Source organism: Dyella koreensis (assembly GCF_044904565.1).
GTDB lineage: Bacteria > Pseudomonadota > Gammaproteobacteria > Xanthomonadales > Rhodanobacteraceae > Dyella_D > Dyella_D koreensis.
Map to the genome: position 1 here is coordinate 51,296 of NZ_JADIKD010000012.1, position 19,957 is coordinate 71,252.

Annotated in this window: 18 protein-coding genes; 10 read left to right on the plus strand and 8 right to left on the minus strand. The window is 64.0% G+C overall.

Annotated elements, in window-relative coordinates; all coding sequences use genetic code 11:
• Positions 1-62: 62 nt before the first annotated feature.
• On the plus strand, positions 63-395 hold the full coding sequence (locus tag ISS97_RS15605; RefSeq protein ID WP_379983692.1) for a high-potential iron-sulfur protein: 333 nt from the start codon (positions 63-65) through the stop codon (positions 393-395).
• 476 nt (positions 396-871) lie between these two features.
• Here the strand turns inward: ISS97_RS15605 and ISS97_RS15610 are convergent, their stop codons facing one another.
• Positions 872-2,314, minus strand: a complete 1,443-nt coding sequence (locus ISS97_RS15610) for an amino acid permease (protein WP_379983691.1) — start codon at positions 2,312-2,314, stop codon at positions 872-874.
• A gap of 84 nt (positions 2,315-2,398) precedes the next feature.
• Complete coding sequence (locus ISS97_RS15615) at positions 2,399-3,883, minus strand: amino acid permease (protein ID WP_417323430.1); 1,485 nt, start codon at positions 3,881-3,883, stop codon at positions 2,399-2,401.
• A 191-nt stretch (positions 3,884-4,074) separates the two neighbouring features.
• Here ISS97_RS15615 and ISS97_RS15620 point away from each other — a divergent pair, with 191 nt between their 5' ends.
• On the plus strand, positions 4,075-4,608 hold the full coding sequence (locus tag ISS97_RS15620; RefSeq protein ID WP_379983690.1) for an NUDIX hydrolase: 534 nt from the start codon (positions 4,075-4,077) through the stop codon (positions 4,606-4,608).
• A gap of 4 nt (positions 4,609-4,612) precedes the next feature.
• Here ISS97_RS15620 and ISS97_RS15625 read toward each other — a convergent pair whose 3' ends face one another.
• From ISS97_RS15625 to ISS97_RS15635, 3 genes are all read right to left on the minus strand, one after another.
• The gene (locus ISS97_RS15625) at positions 4,613-5,137 is read right to left on the minus strand and encodes a 3-hydroxyanthranilate 3,4-dioxygenase (RefSeq protein ID WP_379983689.1); all 525 of its coding nucleotides are present in this window, start codon (positions 5,135-5,137) and stop codon (positions 4,613-4,615) included.
• Positions 5,138-5,276: 139 nt separating this feature from the next.
• Positions 5,277-7,166 carry a DNA topoisomerase IV subunit B gene (gene parE, locus ISS97_RS15630; RefSeq protein WP_379983688.1) on the minus strand — a complete coding sequence of 630 codons (1,890 nt, stop codon included), beginning with the start codon at positions 7,164-7,166 and terminating at the stop codon, positions 5,277-5,279.
• A 134-nt stretch (positions 7,167-7,300) separates the two neighbouring features.
• Positions 7,301-9,100 (minus strand): M24 family metallopeptidase, encoded by a 1,800-nt coding sequence (locus tag ISS97_RS15635; RefSeq protein WP_379983687.1) that lies wholly within the window; start codon positions 9,098-9,100, stop codon positions 7,301-7,303.
• A gap of 133 nt (positions 9,101-9,233) precedes the next feature.
• Between ISS97_RS15635 and ISS97_RS15640 the strand changes: the two genes are divergently transcribed.
• From ISS97_RS15640 to truD, 8 genes are all read left to right on the plus strand, one after another.
• Positions 9,234-10,904, plus strand: coding sequence for a CTP synthase (locus tag ISS97_RS15640; protein ID WP_379983686.1), 1,671 nt, complete (start codon positions 9,234-9,236; stop codon positions 10,902-10,904).
• Positions 10,901-11,734 (plus strand): 3-deoxy-8-phosphooctulonate synthase, encoded by an 834-nt coding sequence (kdsA, locus tag ISS97_RS15645; RefSeq protein WP_379983685.1) that lies wholly within the window; start codon positions 10,901-10,903, stop codon positions 11,732-11,734. Before ISS97_RS15640 ends, kdsA begins: the two co-directional genes overlap by 4 nt.
• A gap of 73 nt (positions 11,735-11,807) precedes the next feature.
• Complete coding sequence (eno, locus tag ISS97_RS15650; protein WP_379983684.1) at positions 11,808-13,106, plus strand: phosphopyruvate hydratase; 1,299 nt, start codon at positions 11,808-11,810, stop codon at positions 13,104-13,106.
• A 19-nt stretch (positions 13,107-13,125) separates the two neighbouring features.
• Complete coding sequence (ftsB, locus tag ISS97_RS15655) at positions 13,126-13,455, plus strand: cell division protein FtsB (protein WP_379983683.1); 330 nt, start codon at positions 13,126-13,128, stop codon at positions 13,453-13,455.
• Positions 13,452-14,147 carry a 2-C-methyl-D-erythritol 4-phosphate cytidylyltransferase gene (gene ispD, locus ISS97_RS15660; RefSeq protein ID WP_379983682.1) on the plus strand — a complete coding sequence of 232 codons (696 nt, stop codon included), beginning with the start codon at positions 13,452-13,454 and terminating at the stop codon, positions 14,145-14,147. Before ftsB ends, ispD begins: the two co-directional genes overlap by 4 nt.
• A gap of 15 nt (positions 14,148-14,162) precedes the next feature.
• Positions 14,163-14,636 carry a 2-C-methyl-D-erythritol 2,4-cyclodiphosphate synthase gene (gene ispF / locus ISS97_RS15665; protein WP_379983746.1) on the plus strand — a complete coding sequence of 158 codons (474 nt, stop codon included), beginning with the start codon at positions 14,163-14,165 and terminating at the stop codon, positions 14,634-14,636.
• Positions 14,633-16,075 (plus strand): magnesium transporter, encoded by a 1,443-nt coding sequence (gene mgtE / locus ISS97_RS15670; RefSeq protein ID WP_379983681.1) that lies wholly within the window; start codon positions 14,633-14,635, stop codon positions 16,073-16,075. The genes ispF and mgtE overlap by 4 nt, the downstream gene beginning before the upstream one ends.
• Before the next feature lie 37 nt (positions 16,076-16,112).
• Positions 16,113-17,120, plus strand: a complete 1,008-nt coding sequence (gene truD, locus ISS97_RS15675; RefSeq protein WP_379983680.1) for a tRNA pseudouridine(13) synthase TruD — start codon at positions 16,113-16,115, stop codon at positions 17,118-17,120.
• A gap of 40 nt (positions 17,121-17,160) precedes the next feature.
• Here the strand turns inward: truD and arsC are convergent, their stop codons facing one another.
• The 3 genes from arsC to scpB are packed head-to-tail and all read right to left on the minus strand — an operon-like array spanning position 17,161 to position 19,941.
• Positions 17,161-17,511, minus strand: coding sequence for an arsenate reductase (glutaredoxin) (arsC, locus tag ISS97_RS15680; protein ID WP_379983679.1), 351 nt, complete (start codon positions 17,509-17,511; stop codon positions 17,161-17,163).
• 16 nt (positions 17,512-17,527) lie between these two features.
• Positions 17,528-19,021, minus strand: coding sequence for a pseudouridine synthase (locus ISS97_RS15685; protein WP_379983678.1), 1,494 nt, complete (start codon positions 19,019-19,021; stop codon positions 17,528-17,530).
• Positions 19,018-19,941 (minus strand): SMC-Scp complex subunit ScpB, encoded by a 924-nt coding sequence (gene scpB / locus ISS97_RS15690; protein ID WP_379983677.1) that lies wholly within the window; start codon positions 19,939-19,941, stop codon positions 19,018-19,020. The genes ISS97_RS15685 and scpB overlap by 4 nt, the downstream gene beginning before the upstream one ends.
• Between the last annotated feature and the right edge of the window lie 16 nt (positions 19,942-19,957).

Consider the following 19,957-nt stretch of genomic DNA (forward strand, 5'->3'; position numbering starts at 1 on the left):
ACCATGGACGCCGGATTCGCCGCAGAGTGTGGCGAAGATGTCCCAAGACGGAGGTTTGGCCAATGTCGCAAGAAAAAGATATCGAATCGCGTCGCCGCTTTCTCAAGGCTGCCGCAGGAACGGCTGCAGCCGCGGTGGCAATCGGAACCCTGCCGCGTTTTGCGCGCGCTGCCGATCTGCCGCATGTAGCGGAGTCCGATCCGACCGCGAAGGCGCTGGGTTATGTCGAAGACGCCGGCAGTACCAAGGATGCCAAGCGCAAGCCGGGTGATACCTGCGCCAATTGCCAGTTCTACTCCGGCGGCGCCGGTGGTTACGGCCCGTGTCAGCTGTTCCCGGGCAAGTCGGTGAATGCGAAGGGCTGGTGCGTATCGCACGCACCGAAGAAAGCCTGACGACGCTCATTCGTCGCAAAAAGAAAGGCCGGCTGAGATGCCGGCCTTTCTTTTTGCGCGTCGCTTACGCACAGACAGACGTCGCCGATGGCGTGCGACGCGAAAGAAGAGCAACGATGAAAGTCATCGGCGATCGGACGATCTGCCGGAAGGAGAAGATGCTGCCCAGACGCGTCAGGCCGAGGAGCTGACCCGCCTGACGCGCCGGGCGGCAATCCGGGGCCCACTGCCAAGTGATCAACCCACGGACTGAAGATCATACTCCCGGCGGGGGCGGTTGGGGCGGTCGGCGGTGAAAAAAATCCCGAAAAAGTCTCGTTAAATTCATTTAATACAATGAGTTACGCGACAATTCGTGATTCCATGTCAGCAATGAGTGTGAATTACCGACTTTCGGGAATAGATGGTTATTTCGGGCTTTTTGAAGAAAAAGCCCGGCTTTTTACGGAGATGCCAGTGGTTCGGCGAAATTTCCCTTAGAGGCGTTGCCGCAGCTTGCTGTGCCGGACGCCGTAGCCGAAGTAAATCGCCAGGCCAATCACGGTCCAGGTGATCATCAACAGCCAGTTGAACCAGGCCATGAAAGACAGCAGGGCCACGCAGCTGATGACACCGGCGGGGCAAATGAGCCATGCGGCAGGGACGCGGAAAAGGCGCGGCAGCTCTGGTGACGTGTAGCGCAGGATCAACACGCCGGCGCACACCGCCACGAACGCGATCAGCGTGCCCATCGAGGTGAGATCCGCCAGCAGATCCAGCGGAAACAGTGCGGCGAGAATGGCGATGCCGGCACCGGTGATCAGCGTGTTGAGATGCGGCGTGCGGTGCTTCGGATGGATACGGTTGAACACCGGCGGCAACAGGCCGTCGCGCGACATAATCATGAAGATGCGCGGCTGAGCGATGATCATCACCAGGATCACCGATGACAGGCCGATCAGCGCGCCGATCTCGACCACCAGTCGCAGCCAGCCCAGTTCTGGATGGGCACGGATCGCGGTGACTACCGGTTCGCTGGTGCCCAGTTCGGTGTAGGAGATCAGGCCGGTCAGTACGGCGGCCATCGCCAGATACAGCACCGTACAGATGACCAGCGAAACCAGGGTGCCGAACGGCAAATCCTTCTGCGGGTTCTTGCATTCCTGCGCAGCGGTGGATGTCGCTTCGAAGCCGATATAGGCGAAGAACACCATCGCCGCACCACGCATGATGCCGGACCAGCCGTACTTGCCCGGTCCTTGTTCCGCCGGAATGAAGGGATGCCAGTTCGCCGGATCGACGTAACGATAGCCAGCGACCACGACCACGATGATCAGGCCGACCTTGAGCGCCACCATCAGCACGTTGAGGCCGGATGACTCGCGGATGCCGACGTAGCAAAGCCAGGTCAGCGCCAGCACGATGGCGACGGCCGGCAGATTCATGATGTGCCCGGTGGTTACCAGGTGCCCGTTGGTGAACGCCAGCGGCGCTTCGGTCAGCGCAATCGGAAGATGGATGCCGACGTGGTCGAGCAGGCTGGTGAAGTAGCCGGTCCAGCTTGCGGCTACCGCGGAGGCGGAGATGCCGTATTCCAGCACCATGTTCCAGCCGATGAACCAAGCCACCATTTCGCCCAGCGTGGCGTAGGCGTAGGAATAGGAGCTGCCGGAGATCGGGATCAGCGTGGCGAATTCCGCGTAGCACAGCGCGGTAAAGCCGCTGCAGATCGCCGCGAGGATGAAAGACATCAGTACTGCGGGGCCCGCATGCTCCGCCGCCGCCTGTCCGGTCACGACGAAGATGCCGGTGCCGATCACGGCGCCGATGCCCAGGGCGGTGACGCCCCATGGGCCGAGGGTGCGGCGCAGGCTGGGGCCGCCGTGGCTGTCGTCGGCGTCGGAGAAATCAGTCTTGCGGGCGAGAAGCTGTTTGAGCATGCGTGAACCTGGTGGAACGTGGCGTCGGGGCATGGTTGCCCAATAAAAGCAGAAGGCCGGCTCGAAGCCGGCCTTCTGACGCGATTATGCGGCGGGCTTGCGCAACTTGCTGTGCGAGTAGCCGTAGAGGAAGTAGATCGCCTGGCCGATCGCGATCCAGGCCAGCATCCAGCGCCAATGCTCGACGAAGGACTGCAGGAACAGCGCCATGCAGGCCAGCGCGCCAAGCGGGCAGACCAGCCACGGCACCGGCACGCGGAATGCGCGGGGCAGTTCGGGGCGGGTATAGCGCAGCACCAGCACGCCGATGCACACCGTGGCGAAAGCGAGCAGGGTACCCATGGCCACCATTTCGCCCAGCACGCCGATATTGAACATGCCGCCCAGCACCGCGGCTAGCACGCCGACCACCACCGTGCCGACATGCGGGGTGCGGAACTTCTTGTGGATGCGACCAAAGACCGCCGGAATCAGGCCGTCGCGCGCCATCGAATAGAAAATGCGCGGCTGCCCCATCAGCATCACCAGGATCACCGAGCTGAGGCCAGTCACCGCACCGATCACCACGATGATCTGCAGCCAGTGCAGGGTCGGATAGTTGTCCAGCGCGGTGGCAACCGGTTCCGGCGTGCCCAGCAGGCGGAAATCGGCAATGCCGGTGAGGATGCCGGCAACGATGATGTAGAGAATGGTGCACACCACCAGCGAGCCGAGAATGCCGATCGGCATGTCGCGCTGCGGATTCTTGGCCTCGGCCGCCGCGGTGGAGACCGCATCGAAGCCGATATACGAGAAGAACACGATGGCGGCGGCACGGCCTACGCCGCTCCAGCCGTACTTGGAGGCGCCTTCATTGGCGGGAATGAAGGGGTGCCAGTTGTCCGGATTCACGTACTTCGCGGCGAAGGCGATGAACAGCAGGATCACCGTCACCTTGATCGCCACGATGATCGAGTTGACGAAGGCGGACTGCGTGATGCCGACGTAGCAGAGGCCCGTGATGGCGGCGATGATCGCTACGGCCGGCAGATTGATCAGCATGCCGGTGGCCTGGATATGGCCGTCAACCACGGTGAACGGCGCGGAAGCCAGCACCTGCGGCAGACTCACATCGTGGCCGATCCATCCGCTGATCAGCGACAGCAGCTTGTTGAAGTAGCCCGACCAGCCCGCCGCCACAGTGGCAACAGTGAACAAGTACTCCAGCACCAGACTCCAGCCCACGAACCAGGCGACGTACTCACCGAGCGTGGCGTACGAATACGAATAGGCGCTGCCCGATACCGGCAGCATCGCGGAGAACTCCGCGTAGCAAAGGGCCGCCAGCGCGCAGGCAAAGCCCGCGAGCACAAAGCTGAGCACAATGGCTGGGCCGGCATGCTGCGCGGCAGCCTGGCCGGTGATCACGAAGATACCCGCGCCGATAATGGCGCCGATGCCGAGCATCACCAGGTGGCGGGCGGTCAGCGCGCGTTTGAGGGTGGCCTCGCCGTGTGGCCCGACATCAGGAAGCTCTCCTGTGCCGGACGATGCCGAAATCGACGTCGTCGCAAAAAGGTTCTTCAGCATGTAGTTCCCCCCTCCGGGAATGGCAGCTTTTAGTTGTAGGAATGTTCTAGTGCGTCGCAGAGGCGGCGCGTTCGGCACGGAAGCACCGAACCTTAGCGGAGCGGTTGGAGGGGTACAAGTCGCGCCGCAGCTATGATGTAGGCCCTCTCCTTTCCTCTGTGTCATAAGTCATGCAAGACCATTCCAGGGCCATGCTGGCCCATTTTCACGACTACGCCGCTCACCGCCCGGAAGAACAGGCGGTCGCTACCCAGTTCACCGACTTTCTTCAATCTGCGCCCGAAGTATTCGAGCGCAGCCATCTCGTTGGGCACTTCACCGGCTCGGCCTGGCTGGTCAGTGCGGACGGTGAGCGGATATTGCTGACCCACCATCGCAAGCTTGAGCGTTGGCTGCAGCTTGGCGGGCATGCCGACGGCGATGCCGATCTGGCGCGTGTAGCACTGCGGGAGGCGGAAGAGGAATCTGGCCTGACCGATCTCGTGGTGGAGCCGTCGCCGTTTGACCTCGATTGCCACTGGATTCCCGAACGCAGCAGTGAGCCGGGTCACTGGCATTACGACGTGCGTTATGTGGTGCGGGCGACGGGCAGTGAAGTGTTCGCGGTCAGCGAGGAGTCCCTGGCGTTGGCGTGGAAATCGATCCGCGATATCGCTGAGGATGTCGAAGCGGACGAATCGCTACGCCGCATGGCGAAGAAGTGGCTGGCGCGTGGCGTGATTTAGTGTGCTACGGCGATTCGTATTTGCTGGGCGCGGGGTGCAGTTGGCCACACTGCGAACAGGTCCGCGCCTCGCGTGAACGATAGAAGCGCTCGAACACGGGCGGGAAGTCGTTCTCGATGCTCTCGAGGGTGAAGTACTCCTCGAAGAGCTTGTGATTGCATTGCTCGCAGAACCACAGCAGGCCGTCCTTCTCGCCGCTCAGTCGTCGACGCTCGATGACCAGCCCGATGGATTCCGGCATGCGTTGCGGAGAGTGCGGTACGCGCGGCGGCAGATAAAACATCTCGCCAGCACGGATCGGAATGTCGCGAGCGATGCCGTCATCCTGCACCTTGAGCACCATCTCGCCCTCGAGCTGGTAAAAAAACTCGGGGCCTTCGTCATAGTGATAGTCGGTGCGCGCGTTGGGCCCACCGACGATCATGACAATGAAGTCGCCGTCGACGATGCACTTGTTGCCCACCGGCGGCTTGAGCAGGTGGCGGTGTTCGTCGATCCAGCGCTGGAGGTTGAGTGGTGGCGTCAACATGCAAAGGCCCTCAGGTCGATGCGCGCTACCTTAGAACCTGTCTGAGTGGTCTGCCTAGTCCGTGTTGAGGCGCTTGCATCTACGCGGTGATTTCCACCGACGCCGTTTCCATCACGGCGCCGGAGCAACACCAGTGTTCTCAGACTTCCAGGGTTGCCAGATCGCCCTTTTCCTCAAGCCATGCCTTGCGGTCGCTGGCGCGTTTCTTGGCGAGCAGCATGTCCATCAGCTTGGCGGTGCCTTCGCCGTCGTCCACCGTCAGTTGCACCAGACGGCGGGTATCGGGATGGATCGTAGATTCGCGTAGCTGCGAGGGGTTCATTTCACCCAGGCCCTTGAAGCGGGTGGTGCTGACCTGGCCCTTCATCTTCTCGCGTTCGATCCGCTGCAGCATGGCCAGCTTCTCGTTCTCGTCGAGGCAGTAGAACACCTGCTTGCCCACGTCGACGCGGAACAGCGGCGGCATCGCCACGAACACATGGCCTTCGCGCACCAGTGCCGGGAAGTGGCGCAAAAACAGAGCGCTCAACAGGGTGGCGATATGCAGGCCGTCAGAGTCCGCGTCGGCGAGGATGACGACCTTGCCATAGCGCAGGCCGCTCAGATCGTCCTTGCCCGGGTCGCAGCCGATGGCAATGGCCAGGTTGTGCACTTCTTCGGAGCCGAGCACGGAGCCGGACTCCACTTCCCAGGTATTGAGGATCTTGCCGCGCAGCGGAAGGATTGCCTGGAACTCCTTGTCGCGCGCCTGCTTGGCGCTGCCACCGGCGGAGTCGCCCTCCACCAGAAACAGTTCGGTGCGGCTGAGATCGGTCGCGGTGCAGTCGGCCAGCTTGCCGGGCAGGGCGGGACCCTGGGTGATTTTTTTGCGAATGACCTGCTTGGATGCCTTGAGGCGCGCACTGGCGCGCTCGATGGCGAGCTGGGCGATGCGTTCGCCCAGTTCCACGTTCTGGTTCAGCCACAGGCTGAAGGCATCGTGCACAACGTTCTCGACCAGCGCCGCCGCGTTGCGCGAAGACAGGCGCTCCTTGGTCTGGCCGGCGAACTGCGGATCCTGCAGCTTGGTGGAGAGCACAAAAGCCAGGCGCTCCCACACATCTTCCGGCGCCAGCTTCACGCCGCGCGGCAGCAGGTTGCGGATGTCGCAGAATTCGCGGATGGCGTTGGTCAGGCCGCTGCGCAGGCCGTTGACGTGGGTACCGCCCTGCGCGGTCGGAATCAGGTTGACGTAGCTTTCCTGCACCAGCTCGCCTTCCGGCAGCCAGGCGAGGGCGACGTCCAGGCCTTCGGTTTCGCGGGCGACGTGGTGCACATAAAGATCCGACGGCAATGCCTCGGCGCCTTCGAGTTCGCCGCGCAGGTAGTCGCGCAGGCCGTCCTCGTAATGCCATTCGACGACTTCGCCGCTCGCTTCGTCGGTGAGTTTCACATTGAGGCCGGCGCACAGCACAGCCTTGGCGCGCAGCAAATGCTTGAGCTTGGACAGCGAGATCTTGGGCGAATCGAAATACTTGGCTTCTGGCCAGAAGCGCACGGTGGTGCCGGTCTTCTTTTTGGGCACGCTGCCGATGATTTCGAGCTCGCTGACGCGATCGCCGTGTTCGAAGGCCATGCGGTATTCGTTGCCGTCGCGGCGGATGGTGACTTCCACCCGGTTGGACAGCGCGTTCACCACCGACACGCCCACGCCATGCAGGCCGCCGGAGAAGTTGTAGTTTTTGCCGGAGAATTTGCCGCCCGCATGCAGGCGCGTGAGGATCAGTTCCACGCCCGGAATGCCTTCTTCCGGATGAATGTCCACCGGCATGCCGCGGCCGTCGTCACTGACCTCCACCGAGCCATCGTTGTGCAGGATTACTTCGATCGCGCTGGCGTGGCCGGCAAGCGCCTCGTCCACCGAGTTGTCGATGACTTCCTGCGCCAGATGGTTCGGGCGGCTGGTGTCGGTGTACATGCCCGGCCGGCGCTTGACGGGATCAAGGCCAGAGAGGACTTCAATGTCGGCGGCGTTGTAGCGACTGCTCATGCGGGGAAGGGGGTCCTGAGGATGGGGTCCTGCGGTGAAGGCGGGGGAGCATGGCCGGGCAGGGCGCGGCGGGTCAAGCATTCATCGGCGGGTGTTTCAGTAAGCCTTGCCAGCATGCTTTTGCAGGCCTCCGGTCAGAGCGGCGCGCAATGCCGCTCCAGCCACATCAGGTCGGCATCTTCCAAGAGTGGGCTGAGTGCGGCGCGCACGGTGGCGTGGTAGTCGTCCAGCCAGGCGCGCTCTTCGGGGTTCAGCAAGCCGGGTTCCAGCGCGCGGCGGTCGAATGGGCACAGAGTCAGCGTCTCAAATGCGTAGAACTCACCAAATTCGGTGAGGTCGGCTTCCACCACCACCGCCAGGTTTTCGTGGCGGATGCCGTGCCGGCCGGGCTTGTACAGGCCGGGCTCGATCGAGGTGATCATGCCAGGCTCCAACGCGACCAGGGCGCCGCCCGGTACCGGCGGCCGGATGCTCTGCGGGCCCTCGTGAACATTGAGGAAGAAACCCACGCCATGACCGGTGCCGTGGCCATAGTCCATGCCGCTGGCCCACAGCGGCGCGCGTGCCAGCGCATCGAGTTGCGGACCGCTGGCGCCTTTGGGGAAGCGCGCGCGGGACAGGGCAATCAGCCCCTTCATGACCAGCGTGGCGTCGCGGCGCTGCTCGGGCGTGGTCTCGCCCAGCGCCAGCACACGGGTGATGTCGGTGGTGCCGCCCAGATACTGGCCGCCGGAATCGACCAGCAGCAATCCCTGTGGTTTGAGCGTGCTGTGGCTTTCCGGTGTGGCCCGGTAGTGCGGCAGCGCGCCGTTGGCCTGGTAGCCGGCAATGGTGGCGAAGCTCTCGCCAACGAAATCGGGCTGGGCGGAACGCTCCTCGCGCAGCAGGGTGTCGACGTCCAGCTCGGTCTGTTTCATGCCGACGATCAGGCGTTCTTCCAGGCGGCGGAAGGCGCGCACCAGGGCAGCGCCGTCGCGGCGCATGACGTCGCGAATGTGGTCGAGCTCCGCCTCGCCTTTGCGTGCTTTGTGCAAGGTCGATGGGTTGGGGGCATCGATGCACCGGACCGCTGCCGGAATCGCCGCCGCGATGGCGCTGACTACGCGGGAGGCATCCAGTAACAGACTGTCGTTCGCGCCCAGCTCGCCCAGCGCGTCGGTGACGGTGGCGTAGTCGGCGAGCAGGATGCCGTCGGCGGCCAATGCAGCGACCAGGGCGTCGTTCAATTTGCCGCGGCCGACGAACAAGGTGGCACGCCCATCGACGGCGACCAGCAGGTGCGAAAGGAAGACCGGATTGCACTCCACGTCGCTGCTGCGCAGATTGGTCAGCCAGGCGATGTCATCCAGGCTGGACACTAGGTGGTGGCTGGCACCGAGTTTGCGCATGGCGCTGCGCAGGCGCGCGAACTTGTCGGCGCGGGACACGCTGGCATAGTGCGGCGCGTGTTCGACTATCGGTGCGGCTGGCAGCGGCGGCCGGTCAGTCCAGATGGCGCCCGGCAGATCCAGGTCGGTGCGCAAGCGGGCGCCCGTCTTGGTAAAGCGGTGCTCGATCTGGCGCTGGGTGGTCAGGGCCAGGCTGTCGCCGGCCGCGGCCAGCACCTCGCCTTCCCCCACATGTTGCTGCAGCCATTCCAGATGTTCAGACGCCTGCCCCACGCGCTGTTTCATCAAGGCGATGCCGCTGCCGGCCAATTGCTTTTCAGCCTGAGCGAAGTAGCGGGAATCAGTCCATAGGCCAGCATGATTCTGGGTCACCACCAGGGCGCCGGCCGAGCCGGTGAAGCCGGACAGCCAGGCGCGAGCCTGCCAGTGCTCTGGCAGGTATTCGGAGAGGTGTGGATCGGCGCTGGGTATCAGGCAGGCGGTAACGCCGTGCTGGCGCATGGTCTGTCGCAGGGCGGCGAGGCGAGAGGGAATGGCTTGGCTCATCCGTTCATGCTAGCAGTCCACCCACATGCGGTTTTCGCGGTATTGCATGAATCCGTGCGGGAATTTTCTACGGATCACTCGCGGCCCGGAGCAACCTCCGCTAAAATGCCGATTTCCAGCACGGCTGCATCCCATGACCCCCCTGATTTTCGTCACCGGCGGTGTGGTGTCCTCTCTTGGCAAGGGCATCGCCGCGGCGTCGCTGGCTTCCATTCTGGAAGCGCGTGGCCTCTCGGTCACCATGATGAAGCTCGATCCGTACATCAACGTGGATCCGGGCACCATGAGTCCCTTCCAGCACGGCGAGGTCTATGTGACCGACGACGGCGCGGAGACCGACCTGGACCTGGGCCACTACGAGCGCTTCGTCCACACCCGCCTGACCGGCAAGAACTCCATCACCACCGGCAAGATCTACGAATCGGTGATCCGCAAGGAGCGTCGCGGCGATTATCTCGGCGCCACCGTGCAGGTGATTCCGCACATTACCGACGAGATCAAGCACTGCATCCATGAGGCCACCCGTGGCTTCGACGTGGCGCTGGTCGAGATCGGCGGCACGGTGGGCGACATCGAATCGTTGCCGTTCCTCGAGGCGATTCGTCAGCTGCGCATCGAGCATGGTCCGGAGAAGGTGCTGTTCATGCATCTGACCCTGGTGCCGTACATCAAGGCGGCTGGCGAGATCAAAACCAAGCCGACCCAGCATTCCGTGAAGGAACTGCGCTCCATCGGTATCCAGCCGGACGTGCTGCTGTGCCGTTGCGAGCAGCAGTTGCCGGACGGCGAGCGCCGCAAGATCGCCCTGTTCACCAATGTGCCGGAGCAGGCGGTGATCAGCGCGGCCGATGTGGACATCATCTACAAGCAGCCGTTGTGGCTGCACAAGCAGGGTCTGGACGAGATCGTGGTCAAGAAGCTCGGCCTCGATGCCGGCCCGGCCGATCTCTCCGCGTGGCAGCGCACCGTGGATGCGGTGGAGCACCCGAAGGACGAGATCAACATCGCTATCGTCGGCAAGTACGTTGAGCACAAGGACGCCTACAAGTCCCTGGGCGAGGCGCTGCGCCATGGCGGCATCAAGCAGCAGACGCGCGTAAACCTGCAGTGGGTCGACTCCGAGCAGGTCGAGGCCGAGGGCTCTGCCAAAGTGCTGGGCGGGGTCGATGCGATCCTGGTGCCGGGCGGTTTCGGTAAGCGCGGTTTCGAAGGCAAGGTGCTGGCGGCCAGGTATGCGCGTGAGCATGGCGTGCCGTATTTCGGTATTTGCTACGGCATGCACGCGGCGGTGGTGGATTTCGCCCGCAACGTCGCCGGCCTTCCCGACGCGGACTCCAGCGAGAACGATCGCAATACCGGCAATCCCGTGATCGCCCTGATCACCGAGTGGACGACCGCCACCGGTGAAGTGGAACAGCGCACCGAGCGCTCGGATCTGGGCGGCACCATGCGCCTGGGCGCACAGGAGTGTCGCCTCAAGGCCGGCACGCTGGCGCGCGAGATGTATGGCCAGGAAGTGGTGCGCGAGCGCCATCGCCATCGCTACGAGTTTAACAACCGCTATCGCCAGTCGTTCGAAGATCTGGGTATGGTGATTTCCGGCAAGTCGATGGATGACCTGCTGGTGGAGATCGTTGAACTGCCGCAGCAGAAGCACCCATGGTTCCTCGGCTGCCAGGCGCATCCGGAATTCACCTCCACACCGCGCGACGGCCATCCGCTGTTCATCGGCTTCGTACGCGCCGCGCGCGAGTACAAGACGGTGCGCGAGGGCGAGCGTCTGGCCAAGGAGTCCGTGGCATGAAGTTGTGCGGGTTCGAAGTAGGGCTGGATCAACCGTTGTTCGTGATCGCCGGCCCTTGTGTGGTCGAGTCCGAACAGTTGCAGATCGATACCGCCGGCAAGCTCAAGGAAATCACGGGCAAGCTCGGCATCAACTTCATCTTCAAGTCCAGCTTCGACAAGGCCAACCGTTCCTCCGGCAACAGCTTTCGCGGACCGGGCATGGAAGAAGGCCTGCGCATTCTTGGCGAAGTGAAGCGCCAGATTGGCGTGCCGGTGCTGACTGACGTGCATGAGTACACCCCGTTCGCCGAAGTCGCTTCGGTGGTGGATGTGCTGCAGACGCCGGCCTTCTTGTGCCGCCAGACGGATTTCATCCAGGCCGTGGCCCGCGCCGGCAAGCCGGTGAACATCAAGAAGGGTCAGTTCCTGGCGCCGTGGGACATGAAGCATGTCGTCGCCAAGGCCAAGGATGTCGGCAACGACGACATCCTGGTTTGCGAGCGCGGCGCCAGCTTCGGCTACAACAACCTGGTCTCCGATATGCGCTCGCTCTCCGCCATGCGCGAGACCGGCTGCCCGGTGGTGTTCGACGCCACGCATTCGGTGCAGTTGCCGGGTGGCCAGGGCGCCAGCTCGGGCGGTCAGCGCGAGTTTGTGCCGGTACTGGCGCGCGCGGCGATCGCGGTCGGCGTGGCGGGCCTGTTTGCTGAAACCCATCCCAACCCGGAAAAGGCGCTCAGCGATGGACCGAACGCCTGGCCGCTGGGCAAGATGGAGGCGCTGTTGGAAACCCTGATGGAGCTGGACGCAGTCACCAAGCGTCACGGCTTCCTCGAACATACCCTTTGATGCCGTAGCGCGGGCTTGCCCGTCACAGCACATTCGCCTGTCATTCGTTTTGTCACCTCTGGATTGGAACTGCATGAGCACTGAAATCACCCGTATTCACGCCCGTGAAATCCTCGACTCCCGCGGCAACCCCACGCTCGAAGCCGAAGTGACCCTGGCGGGTGGCGGTTTCGGTCGCGCGGCGGTGCCGAGCGGCGCCTCCACTGGCACGCGCGAGGCGGTCGAACTGCGTGACGGCGACAAGTCGCGCTATCTCGGCAAGGGCGTGAAGAATGCGGTGGCGAACGTCAACGGCGAGATCGCCGGTGCGCTCAAGGGTTTCGACGCGGCCGACCAGAACGGCCTGGACAGCAAGCTGATCGCGCTGGACGGCACCCCGAACAAGGGCCGTCTGGGCGCGAATGCGCTGCTCGGCGTTTCGATGGCGGCGGCGCATGCCGTGGCCGCCGCGCGTGGCGAGCCGCTGTGGAAGTACCTCTCCAACGGCAAGCCCGGTGCGCTGCCGGTGCCGATGATGAACATCATCAACGGCGGTGCGCATGCCGATAACAACGTCGACGTGCAGGAATTCATGGTGCTGCCGGTCGGCCTGCCGAGCTTCGCCGAGTCGCTGCGCGCCGGTACCGAGATCTTTCACGCGCTCAAGAGCGTGCTGAAGGGCAAGGGCCTGAACACGGCGGTGGGTGACGAGGGCGGCTTTGCGCCGAACCTGCGTTCCAACATCGAAGCGCTGGACACCATTCTCGAGGCGGTCAACAAGTCCGGCTACAAGATCGGCAGCGAGATCCTGCTCGGCCTCGACGTGGCAAGCTCGGAATTCTTCAAGGACGGCAAGTACGACCTGGAAGGTGAGGGCAAGATCTACACCCCGGCGCAGTTCGTCGACCTGCTGGCCAGTTGGTCGAAGCAGTATCCGATCGTCACCATCGAAGACGGTATGGCCGAGGGCGACTGGGATGGCTGGAAGCTGCTGACCGACACCATCGGCAACAAGGTGCAGCTGGTGGGTGACGATCTGTTCGTGACCAACCCGGCGATCTTCCGCGAAGGTATCGACAAGAAGATCGCCAACGCGATCCTGATCAAGGTCAACCAGATCGGCACGCTGTCGGAAACGCTCGAAGCCATCGCCATGGCCGACGCCGCCAAGTACGCCGCGATCGTGTCGCACCGCTCGGGCGAAACGGAAGACACCACGATTTCCGATATCGCCGTGGCGACCACCGCGACGCAGATCAAGACGGGTTCGCTGTGCCGCACCGATCGCGTGGCCAAGTACAACCAGCTGCTGCGTATTGAGGAACAGCTCGGTGCCGCCGCCCGTTACGCCGGCCGCAACGCCTTCCCGAATCTGAGCAGCCTGCCGGGCTGATCGAGGTAACGAACGGCCCATGCTGCGCTGGATCGCCCTGATCTTGCTCCTGGTCCTGATCGGTCTGCAGGTCAAACTGTGGACCGGCAACGGCGGCGTGCACGAGGTGGAAACCCTGCGCGCCGCGGTGAAGAAACAGACCGAGGACAACCAGCGGCTGCTCCAGCGCAACCAGGCGCTGGGCGCGGACGTGGACGATCTCAAGCACGGCGAGCAGGCAGTCGAAGCACGTGCCCGCGCCGAGCTGGGTCTGATCCGTCCGGGCGAGACCTTCTATCAGGTGGTCGAGAAACCCGGCGCGGCCAGCAGCGTGGCGCCGCCGGCCAATAGCAACAACAGCGGGCAGTGAGCATGACGTCGCTGTGGTGTGTGGTTCCGGCAGCCGGGCGCGGTGCCCGGGTCGGCGGAGACATTCCCAAGCAATATCTGCCGCTGGCCGGGAGGCCCCTGATCCTGCATACGCTGGAGCGGCTTGCCGCGCATCCGCGCATTGCGGGCCTGATGGTGGTGTTGGGTGCGCACGATGAGATCTGGCCGGGCATGGATCAGCTCGGTGGCAAGCCGGTACGCACTTCCGTCGGTGGCGCGGAGCGCTGCGATTCGGTGTTGGCCGGTGTTGAAGCTCTATCCGAGGACGTTGCCGATGACGCCTTCGTGCTGGTGCACGACGCGGCGCGCCCCTGCGTGCGGACAGACGACATCAGTCGTCTTATTGAGTTGGGCGCCGTGGCGGGCGGTGGTCTGCTCGGCGCGCCCTTGCGCGATACGTTGAAGCGCGCCGATCCATCGGGCCGCAGTCAGGTTACCGAGCCGCGCGACGAGCGCTGGCGTGCGTTCACTCCGCAGATGTTCCGCCGTGCGGAACTGGCTGCCGCATTGCGCGCCGCCGCGGCGCGCGGATTGAAGGTCAGCGACGAGGCGATGGCGATGGAGCATGCGGGCTTCGCTCCGTTGCTCGTCGAAGGGGCCGAGGACAATATCAAGGTGACAACGGCCAGCGATTTCGCGCTCGCCGAGTTTCTGCTTGGCAAGACTATTTAAGGAGAGGCACGCATGATGCGGATCGGCCAGGGTTTCGACGTACACGCTTTTGGCGATGGCGACCACATCATGCTGGGCGGCGTGCGCGTGCCGCACAGCCAGGGCGTGGTGGCGCATTCAGATGGCGATGTGGCGATCCATGCGTTGTGTGATGCGATCTTCGGCGCGCTGGCACTGGGCGATATCGGTCGTCATTTTCCGCCGTCGCAGGAGCGCTGGCGCGATGCCGAAAGCCGGATCTTCCTGCGTCACGCCGCGACCCTGATGCGCGAGCAGGGCTACGCGATCGGCAATGTCGACATTACCGTGATCTGCGAATTGCCCAAGGTCGGCCCGCATGCGCAAGCGATGCGCGAATGCATTGCCGAAGAACTGAGTTGCGAAGTCGATCGCGTCAGCGTCAAGGCCACCACCACGGAGAAGCTCGGCTTCACGGGCCGTGGCGAAGGTATCGCCGCCCAGGCTTGCGTGCTGCTGGTCCTGGCATGAGCGAGGCGGAGGCCCGCAGCTCCGCTCACCGCTTGCACGAGCAACTCGATGCGATCATCGATCTGTTGCGGCGGCACAAGCTGGTCGAACAGGTCGCGCATAGCCAGCACGGCCCGCACCAGGAACTGGTGGACAACCTGCTGCATCGGCAGCACCTGGTTGAATTGCAGCGACAACTGGATGGCCTGCACCCGGCGGATATTGCCTACATCCTGGAAGCGCTGCCGCTGGAAGATCGCCTCACCGCATGGCAGTTGGTGAAGGCCGACCGCGACGGTGAAATCCTGCTCGAGGTTTCGGATGCGGTCCGCGAATCGCTGATCGCGGATATGGATCAGGGCGAAATCCTCGCTGCGGTGGAGCCGCTGGAAGCGGACGAGCTGGCTGACCTGGTCGAGGATCTCCCGACCGAAGTGCTCCCCGAACTGATGGCCAGCCTCGACGCGCAGCAGCGCGAACAGCTGCAGTCGGCGCTGTCGTGGAAGGAGGATCAGGTGGGCGCGCTGATGGATTTCGAGATGGTGACGATCCGCGAGGATGTGAGTCTCGAGACCGTGCTGCGCTATCTGCGCCGTTTTGAAGAGTTGCCAGGTCAGACCGACAAACTGTTCGTGGTGAACCACGACAACCTGCTCACCGGCGTACTGCCGCTGCACTGGCTGCTGGTGAATTCGCCCGAGAAGATGGTGAGCGAGGTGATGGCGCCGGACGTCAACACGTTCCATCCGGCCGATGACGCTTACGAGGTGGCGCAGGCATTCGAGCGCTACGACCTGGTGACTGCGCCGGTGGTGGACGACAGCGGCCATTTGATCGGACGCATCACCATCGACTCCATGGTCGATGTGATTCGCGAAGAAGGCGAAAGCGAGGCCCTGAGTCGCGGCGGTCTGCGCGAAGAGGAGGACATTTTCGCCTCGGTGTGGAAGTCGCTGCGCAATCGCTGGGCCTGGCTGGCGATCAACCTGGTCACCGCCTTTGTGGCTTCGCGTGTCATAGGCCTGTTCGAGGGCTCTATCCAGCAATTGGTCGCACTGGCTGCGCTGATGCCGATCGTTGCCGGCATCGGCGGCAATTCCGGTAACCAGACCATCACGATGATCGTGCGTGCGATGGCGCTGGATCAGATCACGCCGGATAGTGCCAAGCGCCTGTGGCGCAAGGAGCTTGGTGTGTCGTTGGTCAACGGCTTGGTATGGGGCAGTGTGATCGGCGTGGTGGCCTGGCTGCTTTATGGCAATCTCGCGCTGGGCGCGGTGATGACCGCGGCGATGACGCTGAATCTGTTGCTGGCCGCTTTTTGCGGGGTTGGCATTCCTATGCTGATGACACGCTTCGGTCGCGATCCCGCGCTGGGTTCCAGCGTGTTGATCACCGCCATGACCGATAGCGGCGGTTTCTTTATTTTTCTCGGGCTTGCCACGCTGTTCCTGATGTAATGCCCTCCGGTTTTCTCCTTTTTCGGTTTCCCTATTCATGAGCGAACTCCCTTACGCCTACGGCCATCCGCCGCTCACGGCGCAGCTGCGCAGCACGCCGGAAGACTTTCAGGTGGAAGAAATCCTTGGTTACGACGCCGATGGCGAAGGCGAACATGCCTTGTTGTGGGTCGAGAAGCGCGGCGCCAACACCGATTGGGTGGCGAAGGAGTTGGCCCGTTTTGCCGAGATACCGCCCCTCAATGTGGGTTATGCCGGTTTGAAGGATCGTCATGCCGTCACCCGGCAGACGTTCTCGGTGCAATTGGCCGGCAAGCCGGATCCCGACTGGTCGGCGTTCCCGCATGCCGAGGTGAAGGTGCTGGCCGCGACGCGCCACAAGCGCAAGCTCAAGCGCGGCGCCTTGCGCGGCAATCGCTTTGTGCTGGTGCTGCGACAGGTGCAGGGCGATCGCGAGGCGGCCGAGCAGGTGCTGCGGCAAATCGCGGATCGCGGCGTGCCGAACTATTTCGGCGAGCAGCGCTTCGGTCGCGAAGGTGGCAATGTGGCGCAGGCGCGTGCGATGTTCGGCGGCAAGCGGATGGATCGCGACAAGCGTTCCTTCCTGCTGTCAGCCGCGCGTTCGCATATCTTCAACGCAGTGCTGGCCGCACGCGTCGAACGCAACGCGTGGGATACGCCGATGGAAGGCGAGATCTGGTCGCTGGCGGGTACGCGTTCGTGGTTCGGGCCGGAGCCGTTCGATGCGGCGCTGGCGGATCGCCTGGCGCGCGCGGACATTCATCCGTCCGGTCCGCTATGGGGGCAGGGCGCTACGCCGGCCGGCGCCGATGCTGCCGTGCTGGAAAACGAGATCGCCGCTGCCAACCACGACCTAGCCGAAGGTCTCGCGGCAGCGCGCATGGATCAGGAGCGGCGTCCGCTGCGTCTGATTCCCAAGGATCTGAAATGGCGCTGGCTGGAAGACGATGCGCTGGAGCTGGCTTTCGAGTTGCCGGCCGGTGCGTATGCCACGGTGATCGTGCGCGAGCTCGCACTGACTTGAGCAGGGATCGGGGTGAGTGTCCTCACCCCGTCAGTACTTCCTAGAGAATGCCCAGTACCGCTTCCGGCGGACGGCCCAGTGCGGCTTTGCCGTGCGCAACGACAATCGGGCGTTCGATCAGGCGCGGATGGGTAGTCATCGCGGCAATCAATGCCGTGTCGCTCAGCGTGGGATCGTCCAGGCCTAGTTCGGCGTATTCCGGCTCGCTTTTGCGCAGCAGCTCGCGCGGCGTCATGCCAAGTTGATCGAGCAGCGCGGTGAGTTCATCCATGCTCGGCGGCGTATCGAGGTAGTTGATGACCTCGCACTCGCAGCCGCGCTCCTCTAGCAGTGCCAGGGTGGCGCGCGACTTGGAGCAGCGGTTGTTGTGATAGATGCGGACGTGGGTCATCGGGCCGCATCAACGCTCAGCGATTGCCGCCACGGTTGCCGCCGCCGCTGCGGCCACCACCGCCACCATGAGGACGCCCGCCACCGCCGTGCGGCCGGTTGCCACCGCTGCCGCCCTGCGGTCGATTGCCACCACGCCCTTGCGGTCGGCCGCCTTGACCTTGGCCCTGACCCTGGCCTTGGCGATTACCGCCGCCGGGTCCGCGATTGCCGCCGCCACCAAAACCGCCATACGGATTGCCGCTACGGCCTTCGGCAGAACGGGCGCCCGCCGGCTTGCCGCCACCGCCGCCGGGTCCGCGACGATTGCCGCTTGCAGCAGCGTTACCGCCGCCGAAGCCGCCACGGCCACCGCTGCGACCGCCACTGGCACCGCCGCCATCGCGGCTTTCGCCGGCGAACCAGGTGCGCACGGACGGCAGTTCCTGCCCCGGTGCCACACCGCGCTTGCCCTTGTAGCGACCGGCGCTCGGCGCACGCTCGGGGCGTGCCACGTTGCCGTTCACTTCCTTGCCGGGGCGGCGACGCTGCTGCTTGCCGCGGGCAGGTTCTTCGCGGATGCGATCAAAGGCGCGCAGTTCGCGGGCTTCGTCGTGATGAGCGCTGCTCCATGCGGTGCCGGTGCCGCGCTCGGGGCGATATTCGGTGACGTTGCGGGTGGCGCGACGTTGATGCAGCACGGGGCTCAGGGTAAGCACCGGCTGCGGCGCGCCGAGGCCGCTGACCTGACGCAACTGCTTCACGGCATCTTCGCCCAGCGTTTCGCAGTCGCCACGGCGCAGCGCGCGCGGCAGCTCGACGCTTCCGTAGCGAATGCGCTTGAGGCGGCTGACCAGGAAGCCCTGCGAATCCCACAGACGGCGCACCTCGCGGTTGCGGCCTTCGCGGATCACGACGCGGAACCAGCTATGGCTGCCGCCGCGGCTGATCACCGCGATTTCGTCAAAGCGGGCAGGGCCGTCTTCCAGTTCCACGCCGGCCTTCAGTTTCTCGATGAGCTCATCGGGCACTTCGCCATGCACGCGGCACAGGTATTCGCGCTCGAGTCCGCTGCGCGGATGCATCAGCGCGTTGGCCAGTTCGCCGTCGGTGGTGAGCAGCAGCAGGCCGGTGGTGTTGATGTCGAGGCGGCCCACGGCGACCCAGCGCGCGCCTTTTAGTCGCGGCAGCTGTTCGAACACGGTGGGACGGCCTTCGGGATCTTCGCGGGTGGTCACCACGCCTTCGGGCTTGTGATAGACCAGCACTTCGGTTTCATCGCGATTGTCGGTAGCGACCACGAACTGCTTGCCGTCCAGCACGACGCGGTCGCCGGCATGCACGCTGGCGCCGATGCCGGCGGCCGTGCCGTTCACTTCGACGTCGCCGGCCTGGATCCGCTGCTCGAGCATGCGGCGCGAGCCCAGGCCCGCGTTGGCCAGCACTTTGTGCAGGCGCTCTTCGAGTGCGGGGGTGTTTTCATTGCGCGGTTCGCGCTTGAGGGTCAAAACGGATTTCTGTGGCGCGTTCATGCGCGGTACTCCTCGGTATCTTGCGTGCCTTCGCCGTGTTCGGCGTCGGACGGATTCGCTGCCTCGGCGGCAGTGACGGTCGGGGGCTCGACGGGCGTCGCCGCGTCGGGTTCGGAAGTGGCAACGTCGGCGTCGGCCGGTTGCGCGGGTTCGGTGATCGGCTCGCCGGCGACATGGTTGTCGACGTGGCCGGGTTCAGAAGGGTGTTCGTGACCGGCGACCTGGAATTCGACGTCGTCGGTGTCTTCGTGGGCGCCTTCTCCGGCGGTATCCGCCTGGGCTTCGGTGCTCTCGGTGTCGGTTGCTTCTTCCGCCACTTCATCCGGATCGATCGGCAGATCCTTCACGACGCGGGCGGGGATGTCGTCATTGTCCAGCCGTAGCTGCGGGTCTTCCATGTCGCGGATTTCGGACAGTGGCGGCAGCTCGTCCAGCGATTTCAGGTTGAAGTAGTCAAGGAAGGCGCGGGTGGTGCCGAACAGGGCTGGCTTGCCGGGCACATCGCGGTAGCCCACCACGCGGATCCATTCGCGCTCTTCCAGCGTTTTGACGATGTTGGATGACACCACCACGCCGCGGATCTGTTCGATCTCCGGTCGCGTGATCGGCTGACGGTAGGCGATCAGCGAAAGTGTCTCCAGCAAGGCGCGGGAGTAGCGGCTGGGCTTTTCCGTCCACATCCGCGAAATCCACGGGTGCACGTCCTGGCGCACCTGGTAGCGGAAGCCGGAGGCGACCTCGCGCAGCTCCACGCCGCGGCCAGTGCAATCCTCGGCCAGCGCTTCCAGTGCCTTGGCGATCTGTTCGCGGTCGACTTCGTCTTCCTCGTTGAACAGGTCGCCCAGCTGCTGCACGTTCATCGGCTGGCTGGCGGCGAGCAATGCCGCCTCGATAATGTTTTTGAGTTGCTCGATCTGCATGGCCTTGATCGGATGC